Genomic DNA, 24,218 nt, shown 5'->3' on the forward strand with positions numbered 1-24,218 from the left:
GGCGCGACGTCTGGTTGTGCATGCCCCAACGTTTTCAGCGCCAGTGACACCGAGCGCCGCCCGCGCGGCGCATCGCGGATGAATCCGCTCCTACATCTAATGCAACGTGCCACGCCTGTAAGGCCATGGTTGTCAGCCGGTTTACACGGCTCAAGTCATGCGCCAAGGCTGGCAACCATGGCATAACAGGTTCGGCACGTTGCAACAAATGTAGGAGCGGATTTATCCGCGATGCGCCGCGCGGGCGGCGCTCGATCTCACAGGCGCTGAAACTGATAAGGCATACACCCGCAAGCTCTGGGCAACTCAGAGCGCTTTAGCCCCCGGCGCAGCCTGTTGTACCGGCTGCACCACCGGCTTCTCCACCTGCGCCACGCGATCCAGTTCGATGTTCACACGACGGTTGCGCGCCCGATTGCCCGGGCTGTTGTTCTTCACCAATGGATAACGCTCGCCATGGAAGCGCACGAGGATCTGATCTTCAGGCACACCATGGGCCTTGAAGTAATCGGCAACGGCCAAAGCCCGGCGCCGCGAAGTGTCGCGATTGGTCAGCCGATTGCCGCTGTTGTCGGAATGGCCGTTGAGTTCGATGTGGTTCACTGTCGGGTCGGCCTTGAGGTAATCGAGGATCACGTCCAGCCGCGCGCGGGCATCGGCGTCCAGGTCGAAGCCACCGCCCGGGAAGCCGACCTGGGTCTGGCGAACCTGGTCGTAATTCATCGCCAGCATCTTGCTTGCACACACCTGATAGTCGCTGTATGCCTTGGCGAAGCTTACCGGCAATACCCGCACTTCCATCACCCGCCCACCTTCGCCAGTGTAATTGCGCACCACTGTGCTGCGGCCATCGAGCAGCCCATTGATCAGGCGGCTGGCCTGGCTCTGTGACGAGCTGAACAGCACGCCGCTGCGGGCCATGCGCACGGCGCCGAGGTTCACATCACCGCGGCCCGGCTGCCAAGGGGCAGCGGCCGCCAGCAAGGTGGCGGAACCTGCGCCCAGCACGTTGCTGGCCGAACGCAGCTGGAACACCGGCTGTTCACCGGCCTTGCGCACGAACTCACCACTGCCGAAACCGTCGATCGGCTGTATCAACCGGCATTCGAACTGGTCACCCTCGACTTTCCAGGCGACATTCTCCATGCGGGTCTGGAAGGTCAGTGCACCGGCCGGCAGGCTGGCGACAAGGGTCAACAGGGCTAGGTAACGCTGGCGCACGGGCGGCTCCACAAATTCTGACGGCTTACAGGCAGGCTATCGGACGCTCGCCGGAAAACTTGATAGCCGTGCTCGGCCCGGGGTTTTCCGGTAGCATTGGGGCCTGAGTTCGACCCGCCTGGAATTCCCAATGTCCGATCGCCTGACCCTCCTGCGTCCCGACGACTGGCACATCCATCTGCGCGATGGTGCCGTCTTGCCCCATACCGTTGGCGATGTGGCGCGTACTTTCGCCCGTGCCATCATCATGCCCAACCTGGTCCCGCCGGTGCGCAATGCCGTCGAAGCCAGCGCCTACCGCGAGCGCATCCTTGCCGCCCGCCCGGCCGGCAGCCGCTTTGAACCGCTGATGGTGCTGTACCTCACCGACCGCACCAGCCCCGAGGACATCCGCGCGGCCAAGGCCAGCGGGATCGTGTACGCCGCCAAGCTGTACCCCGCCGGCGCCACCACCAACTCCGATTCGGGCGTCACCAGCATCGACAACATCTTCCCGGCCATCGAGGCGCTGGCCGAGGTCGGCATGCCGCTGCTGGTGCACGGTGAAGTGACCCGCAGCGAAATCGACGTGTTCGACCGCGAGAAGCGCTTCATCGACGAGCACATGCGCCGCCTGGTCGAGCGCTTCCCGACCCTGAAAGTGGTGTTCGAACACATCACCACCGGTGATGCCGCGCAGTTCGTGACCGAGGCCCCAGCCAACGTCGGTGCCACCATCACTGCCCAGCACCTGCTGTACAACCGCAACCACATGCTGGTTGGCGGTATCCGCCCGCACTTCTATTGCCTGCCGATTCTCAAGCGCAACACCCACCAGGTGGCGCTGCTGGACGCGGCCACCAGTGGCAACCCGAAGTTCTTCCTCGGCACCGACTCGGCTCCGCACGCCCGTCACGCCAAGGAAGCTGCCTGCGGTTGCGCCGGCTGCTACACCGCCTATGCGGCGATCGAGATGTACGCCGAGGCGTTCGAACAACGCAATGCACTGGACAAGCTGGAAGGGTTCGCCAGCCTGCACGGCCCGGCTTTCTACGGTCTGCCAGCGAACACCGATACCATCACCCTGGTCCGCGAAGAATGGACTGCCCCGGACAGCCTGCCGTTTGGCGAGCAGACCGTGATCCCGCTGCGTGCCGGTGAAAAACTGCGCTGGCGCCTGCTGGAGGACAACGCGTGAGCGAAGACCTCTACGAAGACGACCAGGACGGCCAGGTCGGCAGCGGCTCGCGCCACCCGATGGCTGAGCGCTTCCGTGGCTATCTGCCAGTCGTGGTGGATGTCGAGACCGGCGGCTTCAACAGCGCCACCGACGCCTTGCTGGAAATCGCCGCAGTGACCATCGGCATGGACGAGAAAGGCTTCCTGTTCCCCGAGCACACCTACTTCTACCGGGTCGAACCGTTCGAAGGGGCCAATATCGAGCCCGCCGCGCTGGAGTTCACCGGCATCAAGCTGGACCACCCACTGCGCATGGCCGTGAGCGAAGAAAGCGCGCTCACCGACATCTTCCGCGGCGTGCGCAAGGCACTGAAAGCCAACGGCTGCAAACGGGCAATCCTGGTCGGCCACAACAGCAGCTTCGACCTTGGCTTCCTCAATGCGGCAGTAAGCCGCAACGATATCAAGCGTAACCCGTTCCACCCGTTCTCCAGCTTCGACACCGCGACCCTGGCGGGTTTGGCGTATGGCCAGACCGTACTGGCGCGGGCCTGTCAGAGCGCCGACATCGACTTCGACGGCCGTGAGGCGCACTCGGCGCGTTACGACACCGAGAAAACTGCCGAACTGTTCTGCGGCATCGTCAACCGCTGGAAAGAAATGGGCGGCTGGCGCGACTTCAACGATTGAGCTGCAAGCCACAAGCTTCAAGCGTCAAGGAAAACAGGCCGCATGCGCTGTGCTTTTTACTTGCAGCTTGAAACTTGAAGCAAAAAAAACCGGCCACATGGGCCGGTTTTTTTATGCGCGTGGCAATTACAGCTTGCCAGCGTTCTCGCTCAGGTAAGCAGCAACGCCTTCTGGCGAAGCGGTCATGCCCTGGTCGCCTTTTTTCCAGTTGGCAGGGCAGACTTCGCCGTGCTCTTCGTGGAATTGCAGAGCGTCGACCAGGCGCAGCAGTTCGTCCATGTTGCGGCCCAGTGGCAGGTCGTTGACGATCTGCGAACGGACAACACCGTTGGTGTCGATCAGGAAGGCGCCACGGAAGGCTACACCGCCTTCGGACTCAACGTCGTAGGCCTTGCAGATTTCGTGGGTGATGTCGGCTGCCAGGGTGTACTTGACCTGGCCAATACCACCGGCGTTGACCGGGGTGTTGCGCCAGGCGTTGTGGGTGAAGTGCGAGTCGATCGAAACGCCGATCACTTCAACGTTGCGCGCCTGGAAGTCAGGAATGCGGTTGTCCAGGGCGATCAGCTCGGACGGGCAGACGAAGGTGAAGTCCAGTGGGTAGAAGAACACCAGGCCGTACTTGCCCTTGATGGCCGAAGCCAGGTTGAAGCTGTCGACGATCTCGCCGTTGCCGAGGACGGCCGGGACGGTGAAGTCGGGGGCTTGTTTGCCAACGAGTACGCTCATTGTAATCTCCAGATGAGGGTGAAGAACCGTTTGCCGGGCCAAGGCAGGCTTGCCCGACATCCAACAAAGGCCGACCATCATACACGGCTTGCCGTGACAGGCCGAATGCAACCGTCGGTCGCTCAAGCACGGCCCTCTCAGAAAGTCCTTTGACAAGCATTCTCATTAACATTAAGCTCCAACCCATCGACTCAACCAGCGATGGTCAGCCCTATGTATGTGTGTCTTTGTGTCGGCGTCACCGACGGACAGATCCGCGATGCGATCTATGAAGGATGCTGCAGTTACAAGGAAGTCCGAGCTGCGACCAACGTCGCCAGCCAGTGTGGCAAATGCGCCTGCCTGGCCAAGCAGGTGGTCCGCGAGACCCTCACCGAATTGCAGGTGAGCCAGCACGCCGCCCTGCCCTACCCAGTGGAATTTACTGCTGCCTGATGTTACCGAATTTGAAGAACCGGACCTTGTGTCCGGTTTTTTTATGCCTGTATATCAATAAGTTAGCGCTCCAACGCGGTTCACAAACATTCTTATTCCTATTAATTTTCACTTATTATTCAATAACTTAGGTTTGACAGCCCTTAGTATCGGGCTCAAACTTCCCTGCATTGGCACACTTCTACAGGGCAGGAACCCGGCATGAAAGGCGACGTAAGCGTCATCCAGCATCTCAACAAGATCCTCGGAAACGAGCTGGTCGCGATCAACCAGTACTTCCTGCACGCGCGCATGTACGAAGATTGGGGCCTGAACAAGCTCGGCAAGCACGAGTACAAAGAATCGATCGACGAGATGAAGCACGCTGACAAATTGATCAAGCGTATTCTTTTCCTCGAAGGTATCCCGAACGTTCAGGACCTGGGCAAGCTGCTGATCGGTGAGCACACCAAAGAGATGCTCGAGTGCGACCTGAAGATCGAACAGAAGGGCCTGGTCGACCTGAAAGCTGCCATCGCGCACTGCGAAACCGCCGGCGACTTCGGGTCGCGTGACATGCTCGAAGACATCCTCGAATCCGAGGAAGAGCACATCGACTGGCTGGAGACCCAGCTCGGCCTGATCGACAAGATCGGCATCGAGAACTACCTGCAATCGCAGATGGGCGAAGAGTAAATTCTCCAGCCATAAAAAAACCCGCCTTGAGCGGGTTTTTTTATGGCGGCCTGATATCAGGCTTCGGAAGCCTTGGCCTTGGCAGCCGCTTCCTTGATCAGGGTCTGCAGCTCACCCTTCTCGAACATTTCCAGAATGATGTCGCTACCGCCAACCAGCTCACCGGCTACCCACAGTTGCGGGAAGGTCGGCCAGTTGGCGTATTTTGGCAGGTTGGCGCGGATTTCCGGGTTCTGCAGGATGTCGACGTAGGCGAACTTCTCGCCGCAACCCATCACGGCCTGCGAAGCACGCGCGGAGAAGCCACACTGCGGGGCATTCGGCGAGCCTTTCATGTAAAGCAGAACGGTGTTGTTGGCAATCTGCTCTTTGATCGTTTCGATGATATCCATGTAGCACCTCGGCTGAACTTTCCGACACTGTCGTCGGCACGGTGACGCATTGTATCGGAAAGCCGAGCAGCATGCTCGGCCTTACCGTTGCTCATGCGGCCTCGACCTGCACGGGGACGCCATTGAGCGCAGCATTACCGGAAACCTGATCACGCAGGCGTTCATCCGTGAGGTCGTTGGCACTTACACCCGCTTGTGCCCGGGCAACCTGCAACTGCACGCCCTGGCGGCCGTGGCCGAAGCCATGGGGCAGGCTGACTACCCCCGGCATCATGTCTTCACAGGCCTGCACCTCGACCTCCAGCGTGCCGGTGCGTGAACGGATACGCACCCGCTGGCCATCCTGCAGTTGCCGTTGCTGCAGGTCTTGCGGGTGCATCAGCAGCTGATGGCGCGGCTTGCCTTTGACCAGGCGATGAAAATTGTGCATCCATGAATTGTTGCTGCGCACGTGGCGGCGACCAATCAGCAGCAACTCGCCCGGCGCAGGCGGTGCCTGCAAGGCCAACCGCTGCAGGTCATCCAGCAGCACCTGCGGCGCCGCCTCGACGGTTTTGCTGGCGGTCGCCAGGCGCAACGCCAGGTTGGCCCGTAGCGGTCCCAGATCAAGCCCATGGGGGTGCTCATCCAAGGCCGACAGCGAGAGATTCCATGCGGTGCCTTCGCCATAGCGGCCCTTGCGCAAGGCCACATCGATCATCTGCGCCGGCGGCCAGGTCGGTTTCAATGCAAGTCCGGCACGCTCGGCGAACGCCTGCGCCAGGCCCACGAAGATTTCCCAGTCATGCAACGCACCTTCCGGCTTGGCCAGGATGGCGCGATTGAAACGGGTTACATTGCGTACGGCCAGCAGGTTGAAGGTGCTGTCGTAATGATCATTTTCCAGCGCCGAAGTCGAAGGCAGGATCAGGTCGGCGTGGCGGGTAGTTTCATTGATATAGAGGTCGATGCTGAGCATGAACTCCAGCCCGTCCAGCGCCGCATCCAGCTGCCGGCCATTGGGCGTGGACAACACCGGGTTGCCGGCTACTGTCACCAGGGCGCGCACCTGGCCCTCCCCGGGGACCAGCATCTCTTCGGCAAGGGCTGCCACCGGCAGCTCGCCGCCGTATTCAGGCAGGCCCGAAACCCGGCTTTGCCACGCATTGAAATGACCACCCGAAGTGGTTGCCACCAGATCGACCGCAGGTTCGGTACACAACGCCCCACCCTCTCGGTCGAGGTTGCCGGTAATCAGGTTGATCACCTGCACCAGCCAGTGACACAGCGTGCCGAACGCTTGGGTCGAGACCCCCATGCGCCCATAGCAGACTGCCTTGTCTGCAGCAGCAAAGTCCCGCGCCAGTTGGCGTATCTGGGTTGCGGGTATGCCGCAGTGAGCACTCATAGCCTCTGCGCTGAACGGCAAGATCGCTTCACGCACTTGCTCCAGGCCGCTCACCGGCAAATGCGAGCCACGCGCCAGATGCTCCTCGAACAGCGTGTTGAGCAGGCCGCAGAGCAAGGCGGCATCGCCACCGGGCCGGATGAACAGATGGTGGTCGGCCATGGCGGCGGTTTCGCTGCGCCGGGGATCGACCACCACCAGGCGACCACCCCGCCCGCGCAGGGCCTTCAGCCGCTTCTCCACATCCGGCACGGTCATGATGCTGCCATTGGAGGCCAGCGGGTTGCCACCGAGGATGAGCATGAAGTCGGTGTGGTCGATATCAGGGATCGGCAGCAGTAAGCCGTGGCCGTACATCAGATGGCTGGTCAGGTGTTGCGGCAGCTGGTCGACCGAGGTGGCGGAAAAGCGATTGCGGGTCTTGAGCAGGCCGAGGAAGTAGTTGCTGTGGGTCATCAGCCCATAGTTATGCACGCTGGGGTTGCCTTGATAGACCGCTACGGCATTGCGCCCGTGAGCCTGCTGGACAGCCCACAGCCTGTCGGCGGCCAAGGCAAAAGCCTCGTCCCAGCCGATTGGCTGCCACTCGCCCCCTACCCGCCGGTGAGGCTGGCGCAGGCGGTCCGGGTCGTTCTGAATGTCCTGCAGGGCCACTGCCTTGGGGCAGATGTGGCCGCGGCTGAACGGGTCCGCGGGGTCACCCTTGATCGAGCTGATCAGCGCCCGCCCGTCGTCTTCATGGCTGACTTCTATATTCAGGCCGCAGATTGCTTCGCACAGGTGACAGGCACGGTGGTGCAGGGTCTTGGTCATGGCCGCCTCTGCCTTGCTGTTGTAGGGAGTCGTGGAGCCATGACTATGCGCCGCAGCACTCGCGACGACCATCGCACTTCGCGGCGTGAATCCCGCGACATCAGGCGTACGATTTACGACAGGCATTTGCCAAATTGCCAGCTAGCCGTGTACAACCGTCTGTAACAAATAAAAAACAGCACTGGCCCCAGGGTTACGACACCCTTTGCAACATCCTTTGAAACGAGCTGCTGTTTCCCCTCTTGGTTTCAGGCGACATTTAATTATAGTATTGCGCCTTTCCCATTTCGTCCGCCCCGTGCGGCTTACGCCGCAGGTCACTCCCGTTGTCAAAAAAAACCATACGGTCGACCTGCATACCGTTGCAGATAAGGTAGTCAATCATGAGCGCTAGGCACTTTCTCTCCCTGCTGGATTTCACCACCGACGAATTGCTCGGTGTGATCCGCCGAGGCATCGAGCTGAAGGACCTGCGCAAGCGCGGCGTGCTGTTCGAACCCCTGAAGAACCGTGTGCTGGGCATGATCTTCGAGAAGTCCTCGACCCGTACCCGCGTCTCGTTCGAAGCCGGCATGATCCAGCTCGGTGGCCAGGCCATCTTTCTTTCGCCACGCGATACCCAGCTGGGCCGTGGCGAGCCGATCGGTGACAGCGCTATCGTTCTGTCGAGCATGCTTGACGTGGTGATGATCCGTACCCACGCCCACAGCACCCTGACCGAGTTCGCCGCCAAATCCCGCGTACCGGTGATCAACGCCCTGTCCGACGAGTCGCACCCGTGCCAGCTGCTGGCCGACATGCAGACTTTCCTCGAGCACCGCGGCTCGATCCAGGGCAAGACCGTGGCCTGGATCGGCGACGGCTTCAACATGTGCAACTCGTACATCGAAGCGGCCAAGCAGTTCGATTTCCAGCTGCGCATCGCCTGCCCCGAAGGTTATGAGCCCGATCCACGCTTCATGGCCCTGGGTGGCGAGCACGTGCAAATCGTCCGTGATCCACAGGAAGCCGTACGGGGTGCGCACCTGGTGACAACGGATGTCTGGACTTCCATGGGCCAGGAAGAGGAAACTGCTCGGCGCCTGGCGCATTTCGCGCCTTACCAGGTCACCCGCGCACTGCTCGACCTGGCGGCACCCGACGCCCTGTTCATGCACTGCCTGCCCGCCCACCGTGGTGAGGAAATCAGCCATGACCTGCTCGACGACCCTCGTTCGGTCGCCTGGGACCAGGCTGAAAACCGCTTGCATGCACAGAAGGCCCTTCTCGAATTCCTTGTCGAACCGGCTTACCACCACGCATGAGTCAACCCCTACTGCTCAACCTGCGCAACCTCGCCTGTGGCTATGGCGACCAGCGCATCGTCCAGAACCTCAACCTGCACCTGAACGCAGGCGACATCGGTTGCCTGCTGGGTTCCTCGGGTTGCGGCAAGACCACCACCCTGCGGGCCATCGCCGGCTTCGAGCCGGTGCATGAAGGCGAGATCCAGCTGGCCGGCGAGGTCATTTCCCGCGCGGGCTTCACCCTGGCGCCGGAAAAACGCCGGATCGGCATGGTGTTCCAGGACTACGCCCTGTTCCCGCACCTGACCGTGGCGCAGAACATCGCCTTCGGCATCAGCAAGCACCCGAACCAGGCGCAGGTGATCGAAGAAATGCTCGAACTGGTCAAGCTCGGCGGCCTCGGCGGGCGCTACCCGCATGAGCTGTCGGGTGGCCAGCAACAACGTGTCGCCCTGGCCCGCGCACTGGCACCTGAGCCGCAGCTGCTGCTGCTCGACGAGCCATTCTCCAACCTCGATGTGGAACTGCGCCGGCGCCTGAGCCACGAAGTACGGGACATCCTCAAGAGCCGTGGCACCAGCGCGATCCTGGTCACCCATGACCAGGAAGAAGCGTTTGCCGTCAGCGACCACGTCGGTGTGTTCAAGGAAGGCCGGCTGGAGCAGTGGGACACGCCCTACAACCTGTATCACGAACCGCAGACGCCATTCGTGGCCAGTTTCGTCGGCCAAGGCTACTTCATCCGTGGCCAGATGAGCAGCCATGAAGCGGTCAATACAGAACTCGGCGAGCTGCGTGGCAACCGTGCCTATACCATGGCACCGGGCAGCTCGGTGGATGTGCTGCTGCGCCCTGATGACATCGTGCCGGCCCCGGGCAGCGCGCTGCAGGCGAACATCGTTGGCAAGAGCTTCCTTGGCGCGTCGACGCTGTACCGCTTGCAGCTGCCTACTGGCAGCCAGCTCGAGGCGATCTTCCCGAGCCATATCGACCACCAGGTCGGTGAGGATGTGGGGATTGCAGTGAAGGCCGACCACCTGGTGGTGTTTCCGGTGCCAGGCAGTGTCTCGGCGCAGTTGTCGCGCCAGGAGAATGGGGTTCGCCGCTACAGTTCGGCGACCTGATGACAGAACGCTGGGGCCGCTTTGCGGCCCTTTCCGACCGGTCCGACGCCCCGGCAAGGCCGCTCCTACAGGGGATTACTGTCTCTGTATGCCGCAAAAGGGCTGCAAAGCAGCCCCCGCAATCTCACCCCCTGCCAATCCCGGCGAACTTGCCCTGGGTATGCTCGGCCAGTACCGCCGCCGCCAATTCAACCTCCAGCCCCCGACGCCCGGCGCTGACATGGATGGTTGCAAAATTTTGCGCCGAATCATCAATGAACGTACGCAGGCGCTTCTTCTGCCCCAACGGGCTGATACCTCCCACCAGATAGCCCGTTGCTCGCTGTGCCGCAGTGGGGTCAGCCATTTCACATTTCTTGACCCCAGCCGCATGAGCCAAGGCCTTGAGGTCCAACGTCCCCACCACTGGCACCACCGCCACCAGCAATTCGCCCTTTTCGCTGCTCGCCAGCAAGGTCTTGAATACCTGCTGCGGATCGAGCCCGAGCTTTTCCGCCGCCTCCAGCCCGTATGACGCCGACTTGGGGTCATGTTCGTAACTGTGCACGCGATGTTCGGCGCGGGCTTTCTTCAGCAGGTCGAGTGCAGGGGTCATGCAGTGCTCCGGTCTGGGACAGGTCGCGGCTACTTTAGGGCAAATCCCACATCCCAGCCAGCCAATGCCTGACGTAGCCCCTCTACTACGGGCTTCAGCCTTTGAAATAGGCGTCCAAAACGTGACTACCCGTTCACTTTCGACCTTTGACATCAGCGTTTCTTGTCTATATTTTTTCGTTTCTGAATAAATGGTGCCCTTTAAAGGTGCGCTTCTTAATACCCGCCTGAGGTCAATGGGGATAGACATCAGGCTTTGCTGTCGAGCGCTTCGCGCCTCACAACAAAAACAAAGAGGTCATACATGACGACTGCTCTACGCGAACCCACACTGTCCAGCCAATGCCTGGCCGAGTTTCTCGGCACCGCCTTGCTGATCTTCTTCGGTACCGGTTGCGTCGCCGCGCTCAAAGTCGCTGGCGCCAGCTTCGGCCTATGGGAAATCAGCATCATCTGGGGCGTCGGTGTAAGCATGGCGATCTACCTCACTGCAGGCATTTCCGGTGCGCACTTGAACCCGGCCGTGAGTATCGCGCTCACCCTGTTCGCCGGCTTCGACAAGCGCAAGCTGCCGTTCTACGCACTGGCCCAGATCTGCGGCGCCTTCTGCGGCGCGGCGCTGGTGTACACCCTGTACAGCAACCTGTTCTTCGATTACGAACAAGCCCACGCCATGCTGCGTGGCAGCACCGAAAGCCTTGAGCTGGCCTCGGTATTCTCGACATATCCGCACCCGTCGCTTTCCACTGGCCAGGCGTTCCTGGTCGAAGTGGTGATCACCGCGATCCTGATGGCCGTGATCATGGCCCTGACCGATGACAACAACGGCCTGCCACGCGGCGCCATGGCACCATTACTGATCGGCCTGCTGATTGCCGTTATTGGCAGTGCCATGGGCCCGCTGACCGGCTTCGCGATGAACCCTGCCCGCGACTTCGGGCCAAAATTGATGACCTTCCTGGCTGGCTGGGGCGAAATCGCCTTCACTGGCGGTCGGGACATTCCGTATTTCCTGGTTCCGGTGTTCGCACCGGTTCTCGGCGCTTGCCTGGGTGCCGCGATCTATCGCGGCCTTATCGCCCGCAACCTGCCGACGGCGCAAAGCGCAAGCGCCGAGACAACCGACAATCGCCAGGGCGATACTCAAGCCAATTGATGCTGACGCCCTGAACTCCTCTTTTTGCAAGGCCTACGACCATGACAGACACCCAGGATAAGAACTACATCATCGCCCTGGACCAGGGCACCACCAGCTCGCGGGCGATCATCTTCGACCGCGATGCCAATGTGGTAGGTACCTCGCAGCGCGAGTTCGCCCAACACTACCCACAAGCTGGCTGGGTCGAGCACGACCCGATGGAGATCTTCGCCACCCAAAGCGCGACCATGGTCGAGGCCCTGGCCCAGGCCGGTATCAGCCATGCGCAAGTTGCTGCGCTGGGGATTACCAACCAGCGTGAAACCACCGTGGTGTGGGACAAGGAAACCGGCCGCCCGGTGTACAACGCCATCGTCTGGCAGTGCCGCCGCAGCACCGAAATCTGCGCCCAGCTCAAGCGCGATGGGCATGAGGCGTACATTCGCGAAGCCACCGGCCTGGTTACCGACCCGTACTTCTCCGGTACCAAGCTGAAGTGGATCCTCGATAATGTCGAAGGCGCACGCGAACGCGCCGAGCGCGGCGAGCTGCTGTTCGGCACCATCGATACCTGGTTGATCTGGAAGTTCTCCGGCGGCAAGGTGCATGTCACCGACTACACCAACGCCTCGCGCACGCTGATGTTCAACATCCACAGCCTGCAGTGGGACGACACGCTGCTGGAAATCCTCGGCATCCCGCGGCAGATGCTGCCCGAGGTGCGTCCTTCCTCGGAAGTGTACGGCCACACCAAAAGCGGTATCGCCATCGCCGGTATCGCCGGCGACCAACAGTCGGCGCTGTTCGGCCAGATGTGCGTGGAACCGGGCCAGGCCAAGAACACCTACGGCACCGGCTGCTTCCTGCTGATGAATACCGGCGACAAGGCCGTCAAGTCCTCCCACGGCCTGCTCACCACCATCGCCTGCGGCCCGCGTGGCGAGGTGGCCTATGCCCTGGAGGGCGCGGTATTCAACGGCGGCTCCACCGTACAATGGCTGCGTGACGAGCTGAAGATCGTCAATGACGCCTTGGACACGGAGTACTTCGCCAGCAAGGTCAAGGACAGCAACGGCGTGTACCTGGTGCCGGCCTTCACTGGCCTGGGTGCTCCGTACTGGGACCCGTATGCCCGTGGCGCGCTGTTCGGCCTGACCCGTGGGGTGAAGGTCGACCACATCATTCGCGCTGCGCTGGAATCGATCGCCTACCAGACCCGCGACGTCCTTGACGCCATGCAGCAGGACTGCGGCGAACGCCTGTCGGAACTGCGCGTGGACGGTGGTGCGGTGGCCAACAACTTCCTCATGCAGTTCCAGGCCGACATTCTCGGCACCTGCGTGGAGCGCCCGAAAATGCGCGAAACCACCGCCCTCGGTGCCGCCTACCTGGCAGGCCTGGCCTGTGGCTTCTGGAGCGGCCTGGAAGAACTGCGCGACAAGGCGATCATCGAGCGCGAGTTCAGCCCGCAGCTGGATGAGGCTCAGAAAGAGAAACTGTATGCCGGCTGGAAGAAGGCCGTTGACCGCACCCGTGACTGGGAAGATCACGAGGTCTGACCCTTCCTCGGTAGCCACGCTTCAAGTGGGGGAGCGGCCTTGCGACGCGATAAGGTCGCGAAGCGGCCCCAGCAATTTGTGCCTTGACGCTGAAACCTTGGGGCTGCTTCGCAGCCCTATCGCGACACAAGGCCGCTCCACCCCAACAGCGCGTCACATCCCCATCGTCTACTGGCCGTAGTCCCCTTCCTACGGCATCATTGCAGAATTTGTCCGGCAGCCCCAAAGGACCGCCCATGAATCTGCCCCCACGCCAACAACAAATCCTCGAGCTGGTGCGCGACCGCGGCTACGTCAGTATCGAAGAAATGGCGCAGCTGTTCGTCGTCACCCCGCAAACCATCCGGCGCGACATCAACCAACTGGCCGAGCTCAACTTGCTGCGCCGCTACCACGGTGGTGCCGCCTATGATTCGAGCATCGAGAACACCGCCTATGCCATGCGCGCCGACCAGATGCGCGATGAAAAACAGCGCATCGCTGAAGCCGTGGCCAAGCAGATTCCCGACCATGCGTCGCTGTTCATCAACATCGGCACCACCACCGAATCGATTGCCCGGGCGTTGCTCAACCACAACCACTTGAAGGTCATCACCAACAACCTGCACGTGGCGGCGATTCTTGCGGCCAAGGATGACTTCGAGGTGTTGGTGGCAGGTGGCACGGTACGCCGCGATGGCGGCGTGGTCGGCCAGGCCAGCGTCGACTTCATCCACCAGTTCAAGGTCGACTTCGCCTTGGTCGGCATCAGCGGTATCGACGAAGACGGTAGCCTGCTCGACTTCGATTACCAGGAGGTACGGGTGTCCCAGGCGATCATCGCCAACGCCCGGCAAGTCATCCTCGCCGCCGACTCCAGCAAGTTCGGGCGCAATGCCATGGTGCGCCTGGGCTCGATCAGCCTGGTCGACTGCCTGGTGACCGACCAGCCGCCCACACCCACCCTCACCCAGCTGCTGAACCAGTACAAGATCCGCCTTGAGGTTGTGTGAGGGCTCTGGGGGCATGACGTGAGCCTTTTCGCGCCTGTGAGATCGAGCGCCGCCCGCGCGGCGCATCGCGGATGAATCCGCTCCTACATCTGTTTCTGGCCAGTCTGTCCTGCGCCAGATGGGCTGCCCGCCTTGCCGCCCACCTCGAAATTGTAGGGAACAAACGAGGCGGGCAAAGGTGATCTCACAGGCTGAACTGGCCCGAAACGGATGTAGGAGCGGATTCATCCGCGATGCGCCGCGCGGGCGGCGCTCGATCTCACAGGCGCCAAAAGGCGCAAACTGATCACCCAGAATATTCGTAAATGTTCATTTCTTTGTCATCTGATCAGTTTTTTCTATAAAGACTGACTGGCGACCGGCTTTCTGTTGCGCTAGTATTTTCGGAAACGAACATAGATGTTCATATTCGATGTGAACAGCCCCCAGGAGGCCTTGCCCGTGTCCCAGCCCGTTCCGTCCCAGCCATCACTCGCCGACTGCTATGACCTTGCCGTGATCGGCGGTGGCATCAATGGCGTGGGCATCGCTGCCGACGCCGCCGGCCGCGGCCTGAAGGTCTTTCTCTGCGAGAAGGACGACCTGGCCCAGCACACCTCCTCAGCCAGCAGCAAACTGATCCACGGCGGCCTGCGCTACCTGGAGCACTACGAGTTCCGCCTGGTGCGTGAGGCGCTGGCCGAGCGCGAAGTACTGCTGGCCAAGGCACCGCACATCGTCAAGCCGATGCGTTTTGTGCTGCCGCACCGCCCGCACCTGCGCCCTGCGTGGATGATCCGTGCCGGCCTGTTCCTCTACGATCACCTGGGCAAGCGCAAGCGCCTGGGCGCCTCACGCAGCCTGCGTTTTGGCCCGGGCTACCCACTCAAGCCGGCGATCACCCGCGGTTTCGAATATGCTGACTGCGCCGTGGACGACGCCCGCCTGGTGGTGCTCAATGCCATGGCCGCCCGTGAGAACGGTGCGGATATCGTCACTCGAACCCGCTGCCTGCGCGCCGAGCGCGTTGACGGCGTATGGCAGGTCGAACTGCAGCATGCCGACGGCCGCCTGCAGACGATTCGTGCCCGCGCCCTTGTCAATGCTGCCGGCCCTTGGGTAGCCAGCTTCATCAAGGACGATCTCAAGCTGAACGCCCCCTACGGCATCCGGCTGATCCAGGGCAGCCACATCATTGTGCCGCGCCTGTACGAAGGCGAGCATGCCTACATCCTGCAGAATGAAGACCAGCGCATCGTGTTCTGCATCCCGTATCTGGAACGTTTCACCCTGATCGGCACCACCGACCGTGAATACAGCGGCGATCCGGCGCAAGTAAACATTACCGAAGGCGAAACCGACTATCTGCTCAAGGTGGTCAACCAGCACTTCAACCACCAGCTCAGCCGTGCCGACATCCTGCACACGTATTCCGGCGTTCGCCCGCTGTGCAATGACGAATCGGACAACCCGTCGGCCGTGACTCGCGACTACACCTTGGCACTGTCCGCAGGCGATGGTCAGGCGCCATTGCTCTCTGTGTTCGGTGGCAAGCTCACCACTTACCGCAAGCTGGCTGAATCAGCGATGGGCGAGCTCAAACCCTTCTTCAACCAGATGCGCGGCAGCTGGACGGCTGAAAGCCCTCTTCCGGGTGGCGAGAACATGAGCGACGCACAAACCATGGTGGATGGCTTGCTCAAACGCCACGAGTGGTTGTCTGCAGACATTGCCAAGCGCTGGGCAACCACCTACGGCAGCCGCACATGGCAGCTGCTGGAGGGTGTTCAAGGGCCGGCCGACCTTGGCCAGGCAATCGGTGGTGGCCTGTTCGCACGTGAGGTGGATTACCTGTGCAACGAAGAATGGGCGCTGACGGCCGACGACATTCTGTGGCGCCGCACCAAGTTGGGCCTGTTCACCACGGCGGCTGAGCAACAAGCCCTGGCGGGGTACCTGAAAGAGGTAGAACGACAAGGCGTTCAAGCGGCCTGAAGGCATCTTGGTGCAGCGCTTCGCCATCAACGAAGCGCCGCATCAATGCGTCACAGCGCTACAAGGGCCAACGTGAGTAAGCCTCTGCGGTCAAGCGCTTGATGAGCGCTGTTTCCTGCGTTTCCAGATTCGATTTCAATGCGTTGGACCGCTCAATATACGTCTGCTCGTCTATCTCGCCGCTCTCTACTTGTGATTCGTACTGCTCCATTGCCGGCCGTTGAGCATCTACCAACGCCCTGAATCGCATGAAGTAAGTCTGGCGCAGGTAATCCTGCCAGAACATCTGATCTGCCAGAGATTGCGCCAGTTGCTCGGTGGACTCGGAAGACAGGATCTCAACCCGGGCACTGTTGATGTCCTGCGCCGTGACGAAAGATTCCTGCTCGTAATGCATACGAACAGGTTGAGCCGGCAGTTGCAGCGGCCCGGCCAGTCTCACCCGGTATGCCAGATAGGTTTCGATATCGTCGATCCGCTCCAGGTTGCTGGGTACATTCGCGTTCACCTCCCTGAGCCACGCCAGCTTGCGTGCGGCAATCCTGTCCACCTGTTGCAAGCGAAACAGCGAACGTCCAAGCCTCATCAAAGCGACCTCACTCTGCATCTGTGTAAGGCCCGTCGTCTGTCGGTGAACCAGCACACGCGTCTCCATCTGGCTGAACAACCACAGCAACCTGTCCTCGCAGCTGGCTATACCGCCCGCCTGCTCGAATAAAAGCTCGCGCAACTCGCTGTTCTGCTCGCACGCCTCGATGATGTTCCACACCCTGGCCCGGTAGTACGTCGGATGTTTCAAGTAATCCGGCAACCGTACGAAGTCACGCAGGAAGTTGAAGAAGTCATCCGAACCCGCCTCACTGCGCACGTTGCTCCACAGCATTTCACGTTCGGCGCGCAAGGCTCCTTTGGTGCCCGTCAACCATTCCTCCAACTCGGCTTGCAGAACAAGATGATGCCGATAGAAAGGACTGTGTCGGACACCGTGGGCAGAAGCATTCGATGGCCCCGGCTGCTCATCCAGCAATGCCTCGCTGGCTTCATCCAAGGGGTTATCGTGCAACGCCATCTGCTGCAAGCGAACCCTCAGCCCTAGAAGGTCGCTGTTGACTTGCTGAATGCGGTTTTGCCGCAAATCGACGATCCCCCGCCAGGGCAATTGTTGAATATTCTCGGGCAGTTGCTCGATGCCTGCCCCACGCAGCCCCAGCTGGCGCACGTTCAACAAGCGCCTCACCTCGGGAGGGTTACCCAACGGGTTGTAATTGAGTTCAATCCTTTCCAGATTGAGCAGCGTATTGATGCGTTGGCTGTCCGCCGGCGTCAGGGCGATCTGATTATTGTCCAGCCGCAGGAGGCGCAGTTGGGTCAGTTGCTCCAGACCTTGCGGGATGGACGACAGTCGATTGCTGCGCAGGTCAAGCTCCATAAGTTTCGGGAAACGCCCCAGGAAGTCGGCATCGACACGCTGCAGAGCCATGTCGCGCAGCACCAGGCGTGTCACATGCGCGAAGGTGATGCCCCCAGGCAACTGGGGTAAGCTGCCCACGCGCTCGCCGCTGATTTCCAGTGCGTAGCTACCGTCTGTGCGTCGCCGCAACTTGCGGCGCCAACAACGTCGGAGCGCGTTTGCCACCCTGCTACGCCTCAGTAAATCCAAAAGGTTTGCATACTCGGCTCGCCAGCTCGCCAATGACGACCGCAACGTCATCCATTGCTGATACAGCGCTTCGTAATGTGACCACGGGTCAACCTGCTCAGCAATCAAGTTGAGCATGTACTGCTGCAATTGTGCATCGTCCAGCGTTGGGTAAACCTGCAGAATGCCGCGCCTGGCCGCCTGCCCACGGCTTTCCCCCCGACCACTGAGCGGGTAGCCAAGACGACCATCGGCAAAGCGCAGGGGCGGACGGACACCACCGGAGATCGGCACCTGGCCTATGAGCCTTGATGCCAGGTCCCGGTGCCCCCGCACGTGGCCTGCCAGCCGATCGACCAGTTGCTGCTCGCCGAGCATCGCATTGCCCAGGATGATCTTCTGCTGGTCGTCCATGCACAACAGCAGCGCGTGCATCAGGCTGTAGGTAGGGCCTGCGGGGGTACGAGGATGTACTGCCTGATCATGGATGCTGTAGGTATGCTCGCCTCGCACGATGCCTATCACCTCCTGCGCTGCCTCTGCGCCCGCCTGCGCCAGCAGGGCACCTTGTGCCGAGCCCTCACGCAGCTCGACACGCAACGCCTCGGGCCAAGGCGCAAGCTCATGAATCAAACCGATCGCCAGCCTTTCAGTATCGCCATTGACTGCCTGCCATTGACGCAAACCGGCGCAGGCACGATCCAGCCGACTATCACGCAGGTACCAACGGATTCGTTCAGCCATTGCCAATGGTACCCGTCCACTCGAACGCAGTTGTTCGAGGAGTTGATTGTCGACCTGCTGGCGTATCTCCTTCGCCCCTCTGACCGAAAGCCCGGGGAACGTTCGCCGTATCAACGCATCCTCTACTTCTTCCCTTTCCTGGGCTGCAGCGACCAACAATTCAAAGGCCTCTGCCTCCATGGCTGGGTGCAGGACATGCAGGCGGTAGCGGTCGAAAGCATCCCGCAACCGTGCAGGCGCCGGGGCATTCTCCACATGCAACTGGCGTAGCCGCGCCTCGTCGAAACCGGTGCAGTCCAGCACGGCAGTCGCTTCTTCTGGTGTCATTTCAAAAAATGCCGCTGCCAGACGACGCAAGAGTTGCAGCTCCCCCACCCACTCCTGAGGCAGCTCCAGCGCATGTCGCCACGCACCGCTGCCGTTGCGCCGGAGCAACGGTCGGTATGCCTGCTCACGCGTTGGATGACGGATGACCAGGTCCTTGCCATCCTGCGAACGCGCGATCTGGAAAGTGCCTTCGTGAAACTGCACTTGAGTACGCCCAAGGTAACCCTCGCCTTGCACCACCGACACGCCAGGCGGTTGTTCGATCTGGTACGGCGCCATGTCCAGAGAGCAGAGCCTCAACCGCCCAGCGTCGAGCAGCACGGGAGTCAGCTTTTTCACAATGGCTGCCCCTGCCCCCACTGCCGCGCCCACCGCCAGGTTTTCCGCAATCGCGAATACATGCCCCAGGGCAGCCTCGCGATCCCCCAACTGCCAATCCTGATAGCCTTCATAGACTTCGTCGGCGATCTGAAGCGCAGCAACACCCAGCATCAGCTCACCCAGGACGGGTATGAACAGCCCAGCCAGGCCCAGCAGCGTCAAGCCCGCATTTTCATAGCTTGCGAGGCGCCGGCTGCGCGAGGCGGCATCTTCATCTTTGCTAGGTACCGCCAGCACCCTGGCGTCGTCGAGAATCTTGTCGATGTGCTGCGAACGCAGATGGGCGAACAACGGTTTGTCCAACGCAAAATGACGCCCGTCGAGTTCAAGCGCTGCGCCTGTCGCGGCTTTGGCCAGCAGACGCTCGAGTGTGCTGCTGAAGGCCATACGCTCGCGCTCACCTATAAATCGCATGAAGAACGTTGCATAGCTTGGTTCGCGCAAGCGCAGCCCCAAATCCTCATAGAGCGCGGCCCAGGAGGCATGCTGGCGAACAGGCCGGTCAGCGTCGCCCGGAATCCAGACGATAAGACCGGCGGGGTTGGTGCCACCCTGCTCACGCCACTCGACCACCACCACACCCTGGATGCACTTGCCCAGCAGGAACAGCTGCCTGCAGGCAAGCAGCGTCGTATCGGCCGGCACGGTCGGCTTTGCCGCAATGACCCTGAGCATCTGCAAATAACTGCGCTCATCGATGTCGGCCCTGACAAAGGCAACACGCACTGCCGCCTCCAGGGCCGTGCGCTGTGCTTCTTCAAACACGGCCTCGACTTTTCGTCGGGCATGGCCTGGCGGGTCACCCGCCTTGTCAGCTGGCAGCAGATGCTGGCGCAGCAGGTCTTGATAACGGCCGCCCAGGTCCAGCGCATGGCAGAGCTTTGCAAAAAGCACAAACGAAATGGGCAGCTTCGCGCCCGAGGGGGCCTCCAGCTGTCGACGGATACGTGGCCTGGTTACGATTTCGTCCTCGGCAAAGTTGTGCATCGCCGCCGACAGCAGCGGTATGGCGTTTGTACGCACCGTCCTCTCGATGGGCGGCAGCGGAAATATGCTGGGATAGGACCTGCGCACCACGGTACACAACTGCGCCGTTCGTACATCGACATGGATGTTGTGCTCCTTGTACAGCGCCTCTTCCAGCTGCGGAGCGCAAAACGCTATCAGGTCAGGAATCCCCCTCAACAGCCGCTTCAAGTGCTCGGCACTTTGCTGCTGCTGAATCAAGGAAAGGTGAAGTGCCTCTCGTGCCTCGCCCGATGCATTCTTGAGCCATTCAGGCATCTGCTTGGCGATCAAGGCGTCTATCGAGTCGGGTGGCAGGTCGTGTTCAGGGGAATCGGTCATGGGTTGCCTCTCTATTTCTTGAGAAGCGACCAAGAAGCCTGATACGGGCCTCAACTAAGTATTAATTAAATAGCACTAGCATTTTGCTCGAGAAGATTCGTTCGGATTACCGAACGAATTGACAGCGATTCATTCGGAGATTCGGACAAAAATCTGTTACATGACAACCGCTAAACTATTGATCGCCAGCTTCTACGGGGCGTTATGATCAGAATCAGAGCTTGGCACGACTCATGCTCTACACTTGGAAGCCGAATGCACCGCTTCATGCTGTATTCGTTGAACGAAAGAGTCCGCCAACGGCTCCATAAAAAAAACAAACACGTCGAGGAAAATTTGATGCGTATCGTTCGTCAATTGCTGGGCGCCGCCATCGCGGCCGCTGTCATCGCTTCGCCCGCCATGGCCGAGGAGCTGACCGGCACCCTGAAGAAGATCAAGGACTCGGGCACCATCACCCTGGGGCACCGCGACTCCTCCATTCCATTTTCCTACCTGGCAGGCAAGCCGGAACCTGTGGGCTACTCCCACGACATCCAGCTGGCCGTAGTCGACGCCCTCAAGAAGCAACTGGGCACCGACATCAAGGTCAAGTACAACCTGGTCACCTCCCAGACCCGCATCCCGCTGGTGCAGAACGGCACCGTGGACCTGGAGTGCGGCTCCACTACCAACAACGTCGAGCGCCAACAGCAAGTCGGCTTCTCGGTCGGTATCTTTGAAGTCGGTACCCGCCTGCTGACCAAGGTCAAGGACGGTCAGCCTGCCTACAAGGACTTCCCGGACCTGGCTGGCAAGAACGTGGTAACCACCGCCGGCACCACCTCCGAGCGCATCCTCAAGGCGATGAACGCCGACAAGCAGATGAAGATGAACGTGATTTCCGCCAAGGACCACGGTGAAGCCTTCAACATGCTCGAAAGCGGCCGCGCCGTGGCCTTCATGATGGACGACGCCCTGCTTGCCGGCGAAATGGCCAAGGCCCGCAATCCTAAAGACTGGGTCATCACCGGCACTCCACAGTCGTACGAAATCTACGGCTGCATGGTGCGCAAGGATGACGCGGCATTCAAGAAAGCGGTCGATGACGCCATCGTTGGCTACTTCAAGTCGGGCGAAGTCAACAAGAGCTACGACAAGTGGTTCACCCAGCCGATCCCGCCAAAAGGCCTCAATCTGAACTTCCAGATGAGCGACGAGCTGAAGAAACTGATCGCCGAGCCGACCGACAAGGCCGCGGACGAGAAAAAGTCCTGATCCTCAGCCAATAGTGGCCTGGTGCGCATCCGCACGCGATTGGACCCACAGGCCACGCTTTAGTGTCTACCCTTTCATCCGAGGGCGTTCAACGCCCTTGGATGCTCGAAGGTGCCCGTGAAACAACCGTCTGAGGGGAAATCCCGATGAATTACAACTGGGACTGGGGCGTGTTCTTCAAGTCCACCGGCGTGGGAAGCGAGACCTATCTGGACTGGTACATCACCGGTCTGGGCTGGACCATCGCCATCTCGATCACCGCCTGGATCATCGCATTGCTGCTGGGGTCGGTCCTCGGCGTCATGCGTACCGTACCGAACCGTCTGGTATCGGGCATCGCCACCGCCTACGTGGAGTTGTTCCGCAACGTGCCGCTGCTGGTGCAGCTGTTCATCTGGTACTTCCTGGTGCCGGACCTGCTGCCCGAAGGCTTGCAGGAATGGTTCAAGCAGGACCTCAACCCGACCACCTCGGCGCTGATCAGCGTGGTGATCTGCCTGGGCCTGTTCACCGCCGCCCGCGTCTGCGAGCAGGTGCGCACCGGCATTCAGGCGCTGCCTCGCGGCCAGGAAGCCGCCGCCCGCGCCATGGGCTTCAGCCTGCCGCAGATCTACAACAACGTACTGCTGCCGCAAGCTTACCGGATCATCATCCCGCCACTTACCTCGGAATTCCTGAACGTGTTCAAGAACTCCTCGGTGGCCTCGCTGATCGGCCTGATGGAGCTGCTGGCACAGACCAAGCAGACCGCCGAATTCTCGGCCAACCTGTTCGAGGCCTTCACGTTGGCCACGCTGATCTACTTCACCCTCAACATGGGCCTGATGCTGCTGATGCGCATGGTCGAGAAGAAAGTCGCCGTGCCTGGCCTGATCTCCGTGGGGGGCAAGTAAATGGACATGGACTTCAGCGAAATCATCCCGGCCCTGCCTGCCCTGTGGGATGGCATGATCATGACCCTGCAACTGATGGTCATGGGCGTGGTCGGCGGCATCGTGCTGGGTACCATCCTCGCACTGATGCGCCTGTCGTCGAGCAAGCTGCTGTCACGTGTGGCCGGTGCGTACGTCAACTACTTCCGCTCGATCCCGCTGCTGCTGGTCATTACCTGGTTCTACCTGGCGGTGCCGTTCGTGCTGCGCTGGATCACCGGCGAGGACACCCCGGTGGGTGCCTTCACCTCGTGCGTGGTGGCGTTCATGATGTTCGAGGCCGCCTACTTCTGCGAAATCGTCCGTGCCGGCGTGCAGTCGATCTCCAAGGGCCAGATGGGCGCCGCCCAGGCCCTGGGCATGAACTACAGCCAGACCATGCGCCTGATCATCCTGCCCCAGGCCTTCCGCAAGATGACCCCGCTGCTGCTGCAGCAAAGCATCATCCTGTTCCAGGACACCTCGCTGGTGTACACCGTGGGCCTGGTGGACTTCCTCAACTCGGCACGCTCCAACGGCGACATCATCGGGCGCTCCCACGAGTTCCTGATCTTCGCCGGGGTCGTCTACTTCCTCATCAGCTTCTCCGCTTCGTGGCTGGTCAAGCGCCTGCAAAAAAGGATCACCGTATGATTTCCATCAAGAACGTCAACAAGTGGTACGGCGACTTCCAGGTACTGACCGACTGCAGCACCGAGGTCAAGAAAGGTGAAGTGGTGGTGGTGTGCGGTCCATCGGGCTCGGGCAAATCCACCCTGATCAAGTGCGTCAACGCGCTGGAGCCGTTCCAGAAAGGCGACATCGTGGTCGATGGCACTTCGATCGCCGACCCCAAGACCAACCTGCCCAAGCTGCGTTCGCGGGTGGGCATGGTGTTCCAGCATTTCGAGCTGTTCCCGCACCTGACCATCACCGAGAACCTGACCATCGCCCAGCGCAAGGTGCTCGGCCGCAGCGAGGCAGAAGCCACCAAGAAAGGCCTGGCCCTGCTCGAGCGTGTCGGCCTCAGTGCGCACGCCAAGAAGCACCCCGGGCAGCTCTCCGGCGGCCAGCAGCAGCGCGTGGCGATCGCCCGCGCGCTGGCCATGGACCCGATCGTCATGCTGTTCGACGAACCGACCTCGGCACTGGACCCGGAAATGGTCAGCGAAGTACTGGATGTGATGGTGCAACTGGCCAACGAAGGCATGACCATGATGTGCGTGACCCACGAAATGGGCTTCGCCCGCAAGGTCGCCAACCGAGTCATTTTCATGGACAAGGGCAGCATCATCGAAGACTGCACCAAGGAAGAGTTCTTCGGCGACCAGGGTGCCCGTGACCAACGCACGCAGCACTTCCTCAGCAAGATCCTGCAACACTAAGTCGGCCACCGTTTCCGCTGCTCCGGGACTCTCCGGGCAGCGGATGCTGGTCGTGACAAG

General features: G+C 60.9%; 20 protein-coding genes. 14 read left to right on the forward strand and 6 right to left on the reverse strand.

The window, feature by feature from the left end:
• Positions 1-306: 306 nt before the first annotated feature.
• On the reverse strand, positions 307-1,221 hold the full coding sequence (locus tag APH27_RS03580) for an OmpA family protein (protein WP_060483999.1): 915 nt from the start codon (positions 1,219-1,221) through the stop codon (positions 307-309).
• 130 nt (positions 1,222-1,351) lie between these two features.
• Between APH27_RS03580 and pyrC the strand changes: the two genes are divergently transcribed.
• Positions 1,352-2,398 carry a dihydroorotase gene (gene pyrC, locus APH27_RS03585; protein WP_060484000.1) on the forward strand — a complete coding sequence of 349 codons (1,047 nt, stop codon included), beginning with the start codon at positions 1,352-1,354 and terminating at the stop codon, positions 2,396-2,398.
• 59 nt (positions 2,399-2,457) lie between these two features.
• Complete coding sequence (rnt, locus tag APH27_RS03590; protein WP_371260249.1) at positions 2,458-3,069, forward strand: ribonuclease T; 612 nt, start codon at positions 2,458-2,460, stop codon at positions 3,067-3,069.
• Positions 3,070-3,195: 126 nt separating this feature from the next.
• Here rnt and APH27_RS03595 read toward each other — a convergent pair whose 3' ends face one another.
• Entirely contained in the window at positions 3,196-3,798 is a 603-nt protein-coding gene (locus tag APH27_RS03595) for a peroxiredoxin (protein ID WP_027918971.1), read from the reverse strand.
• A 213-nt stretch (positions 3,799-4,011) separates the two neighbouring features.
• Here APH27_RS03595 and APH27_RS03600 point away from each other — a divergent pair, with 213 nt between their 5' ends.
• Complete coding sequence (locus APH27_RS03600; protein ID WP_027918972.1) at positions 4,012-4,233, forward strand: bacterioferritin-associated ferredoxin; 222 nt, start codon at positions 4,012-4,014, stop codon at positions 4,231-4,233.
• A gap of 201 nt (positions 4,234-4,434) precedes the next feature.
• Positions 4,435-4,908 (forward strand): bacterioferritin, encoded by a 474-nt coding sequence (bfr, locus tag APH27_RS03605; RefSeq protein WP_003258014.1) that lies wholly within the window; start codon positions 4,435-4,437, stop codon positions 4,906-4,908.
• 56 nt (positions 4,909-4,964) lie between these two features.
• On the opposite strand, the gene grxD is transcribed toward bfr, so the two are convergent.
• Entirely contained in the window at positions 4,965-5,300 is a 336-nt protein-coding gene (grxD, locus tag APH27_RS03610; protein WP_060484001.1) for a Grx4 family monothiol glutaredoxin, read from the reverse strand.
• 91 nt (positions 5,301-5,391) lie between these two features.
• On the reverse strand, positions 5,392-7,500 hold the full coding sequence (locus tag APH27_RS03615; protein WP_060484002.1) for a molybdopterin-dependent oxidoreductase: 2,109 nt from the start codon (positions 7,498-7,500) through the stop codon (positions 5,392-5,394).
• A gap of 383 nt (positions 7,501-7,883) precedes the next feature.
• Here APH27_RS03615 and argF point away from each other — a divergent pair, with 383 nt between their 5' ends.
• On the forward strand, positions 7,884-8,804 hold the full coding sequence (argF, locus tag APH27_RS03620; protein ID WP_027918975.1) for an ornithine carbamoyltransferase: 921 nt from the start codon (positions 7,884-7,886) through the stop codon (positions 8,802-8,804).
• Positions 8,801-9,910, forward strand: a complete 1,110-nt coding sequence (locus tag APH27_RS03625) for an ABC transporter ATP-binding protein (protein WP_027918976.1) — start codon at positions 8,801-8,803, stop codon at positions 9,908-9,910. The genes argF and APH27_RS03625 overlap by 4 nt, the downstream gene beginning before the upstream one ends.
• A gap of 124 nt (positions 9,911-10,034) precedes the next feature.
• Here the strand turns inward: APH27_RS03625 and ybaK are convergent, their stop codons facing one another.
• Positions 10,035-10,505 (reverse strand): Cys-tRNA(Pro) deacylase, encoded by a 471-nt coding sequence (gene ybaK / locus APH27_RS03630; protein WP_027918977.1) that lies wholly within the window; start codon positions 10,503-10,505, stop codon positions 10,035-10,037.
• 303 nt (positions 10,506-10,808) lie between these two features.
• Here ybaK and APH27_RS03635 point away from each other — a divergent pair, with 303 nt between their 5' ends.
• The 4 genes from APH27_RS03635 (at position 10,809) to glpD (ending at position 16,167) form a co-directional block, all read left to right on the forward strand.
• Entirely contained in the window at positions 10,809-11,660 is an 852-nt protein-coding gene (locus tag APH27_RS03635; RefSeq protein ID WP_027918978.1) for an MIP/aquaporin family protein, read from the forward strand.
• A gap of 41 nt (positions 11,661-11,701) precedes the next feature.
• Positions 11,702-13,201: a glycerol kinase GlpK gene (gene glpK / locus APH27_RS03640; protein WP_060484003.1), complete on the forward strand. Its 1,500-nt coding sequence runs from the start codon at positions 11,702-11,704 to the stop codon at positions 13,199-13,201.
• Positions 13,202-13,437: 236 nt separating this feature from the next.
• Entirely contained in the window at positions 13,438-14,193 is a 756-nt protein-coding gene (gene glpR / locus APH27_RS03645; protein ID WP_060484004.1) for a DNA-binding transcriptional repressor GlpR, read from the forward strand.
• 441 nt (positions 14,194-14,634) lie between these two features.
• Positions 14,635-16,167: a glycerol-3-phosphate dehydrogenase gene (gene glpD, locus APH27_RS03650; RefSeq protein WP_177331637.1), complete on the forward strand. Its 1,533-nt coding sequence runs from the start codon at positions 14,635-14,637 to the stop codon at positions 16,165-16,167.
• Positions 16,168-16,225: 58 nt separating this feature from the next.
• Here the strand turns inward: glpD and APH27_RS03655 are convergent, their stop codons facing one another.
• Entirely contained in the window at positions 16,226-20,605 is a 4,380-nt protein-coding gene (locus APH27_RS03655; RefSeq protein ID WP_060484006.1) for an NEL-type E3 ubiquitin ligase domain-containing protein, read from the reverse strand.
• 339 nt (positions 20,606-20,944) lie between these two features.
• Between APH27_RS03655 and APH27_RS03660 the strand changes: the two genes are divergently transcribed.
• The 4 genes from APH27_RS03660 (at position 20,945) to APH27_RS03675 (ending at position 24,158) form a co-directional block, all read left to right on the forward strand.
• Positions 20,945-21,862 (forward strand): glutamate/aspartate ABC transporter substrate-binding protein, encoded by a 918-nt coding sequence (locus APH27_RS03660; RefSeq protein WP_060484007.1) that lies wholly within the window; start codon positions 20,945-20,947, stop codon positions 21,860-21,862.
• Positions 21,863-22,008: 146 nt separating this feature from the next.
• Positions 22,009-22,755 carry an amino acid ABC transporter permease gene (locus APH27_RS03665; protein ID WP_060484008.1) on the forward strand — a complete coding sequence of 249 codons (747 nt, stop codon included), beginning with the start codon at positions 22,009-22,011 and terminating at the stop codon, positions 22,753-22,755.
• Positions 22,756-23,427, forward strand: coding sequence for an amino acid ABC transporter permease (locus tag APH27_RS03670; protein ID WP_060484009.1), 672 nt, complete (start codon positions 22,756-22,758; stop codon positions 23,425-23,427).
• Positions 23,424-24,158 carry an amino acid ABC transporter ATP-binding protein gene (locus APH27_RS03675; protein ID WP_027918986.1) on the forward strand — a complete coding sequence of 245 codons (735 nt, stop codon included), beginning with the start codon at positions 23,424-23,426 and terminating at the stop codon, positions 24,156-24,158. The genes APH27_RS03670 and APH27_RS03675 overlap by 4 nt, the downstream gene beginning before the upstream one ends.
• Positions 24,159-24,218 lie beyond the last annotated feature (60 nt).

Origin of the sequence: Pseudomonas sp. NBRC 111123, assembly GCF_001320205.1 — a bacterium.
Lineage (GTDB): Bacteria > Pseudomonadota > Gammaproteobacteria > Pseudomonadales > Pseudomonadaceae > Aquipseudomonas > Aquipseudomonas putida_J.

Coding starts and splice junctions, on each gene's coding strand:
- pyrC (WP_060484000.1), top strand. CDS start 1,352: ATGTCCGATCGCCTGACCCTCCTGCGTCCCGACGACTGGCACATCCAT.
- rnt (WP_371260249.1), top strand. CDS start 2,458: ATGGCTGAGCGCTTCCGTGGCTATCTGCCAGTCGTGGTGGATGTCGAG.
- APH27_RS03595 (WP_027918971.1), bottom strand. CDS start 3,798: ATGAGCGTACTCGTTGGCAAACAAGCCCCCGACTTCACCGTCCCGGCC.
- APH27_RS03600 (WP_027918972.1), top strand. CDS start 4,012: ATGTATGTGTGTCTTTGTGTCGGCGTCACCGACGGACAGATCCGCGAT.
- bfr (WP_003258014.1), top strand. CDS start 4,435: ATGAAAGGCGACGTAAGCGTCATCCAGCATCTCAACAAGATCCTCGGA.
- grxD (WP_060484001.1), bottom strand. CDS start 5,300: ATGGATATCATCGAAACGATCAAAGAGCAGATTGCCAACAACACCGTT.
- APH27_RS03615 (WP_060484002.1), bottom strand. CDS start 7,500: ATGACCAAGACCCTGCACCACCGTGCCTGTCACCTGTGCGAAGCAATC.
- argF (WP_027918975.1), top strand. CDS start 7,884: ATGAGCGCTAGGCACTTTCTCTCCCTGCTGGATTTCACCACCGACGAA.
- APH27_RS03625 (WP_027918976.1), top strand. CDS start 8,801: ATGAGTCAACCCCTACTGCTCAACCTGCGCAACCTCGCCTGTGGCTAT.
- ybaK (WP_027918977.1), bottom strand. CDS start 10,505: ATGACCCCTGCACTCGACCTGCTGAAGAAAGCCCGCGCCGAACATCGC.
- APH27_RS03635 (WP_027918978.1), top strand. CDS start 10,809: ATGACGACTGCTCTACGCGAACCCACACTGTCCAGCCAATGCCTGGCC.
- glpK (WP_060484003.1), top strand. CDS start 11,702: ATGACAGACACCCAGGATAAGAACTACATCATCGCCCTGGACCAGGGC.
- glpR (WP_060484004.1), top strand. CDS start 13,438: ATGAATCTGCCCCCACGCCAACAACAAATCCTCGAGCTGGTGCGCGAC.
- APH27_RS03655 (WP_060484006.1), bottom strand. CDS start 20,605: ATGACCGATTCCCCTGAACACGACCTGCCACCCGACTCGATAGACGCC.
- APH27_RS03660 (WP_060484007.1), top strand. CDS start 20,945: ATGCGTATCGTTCGTCAATTGCTGGGCGCCGCCATCGCGGCCGCTGTC.
- APH27_RS03665 (WP_060484008.1), top strand. CDS start 22,009: ATGAATTACAACTGGGACTGGGGCGTGTTCTTCAAGTCCACCGGCGTG.
- APH27_RS03670 (WP_060484009.1), top strand. CDS start 22,756: ATGGACATGGACTTCAGCGAAATCATCCCGGCCCTGCCTGCCCTGTGG.
- APH27_RS03675 (WP_027918986.1), top strand. CDS start 23,424: ATGATTTCCATCAAGAACGTCAACAAGTGGTACGGCGACTTCCAGGTA.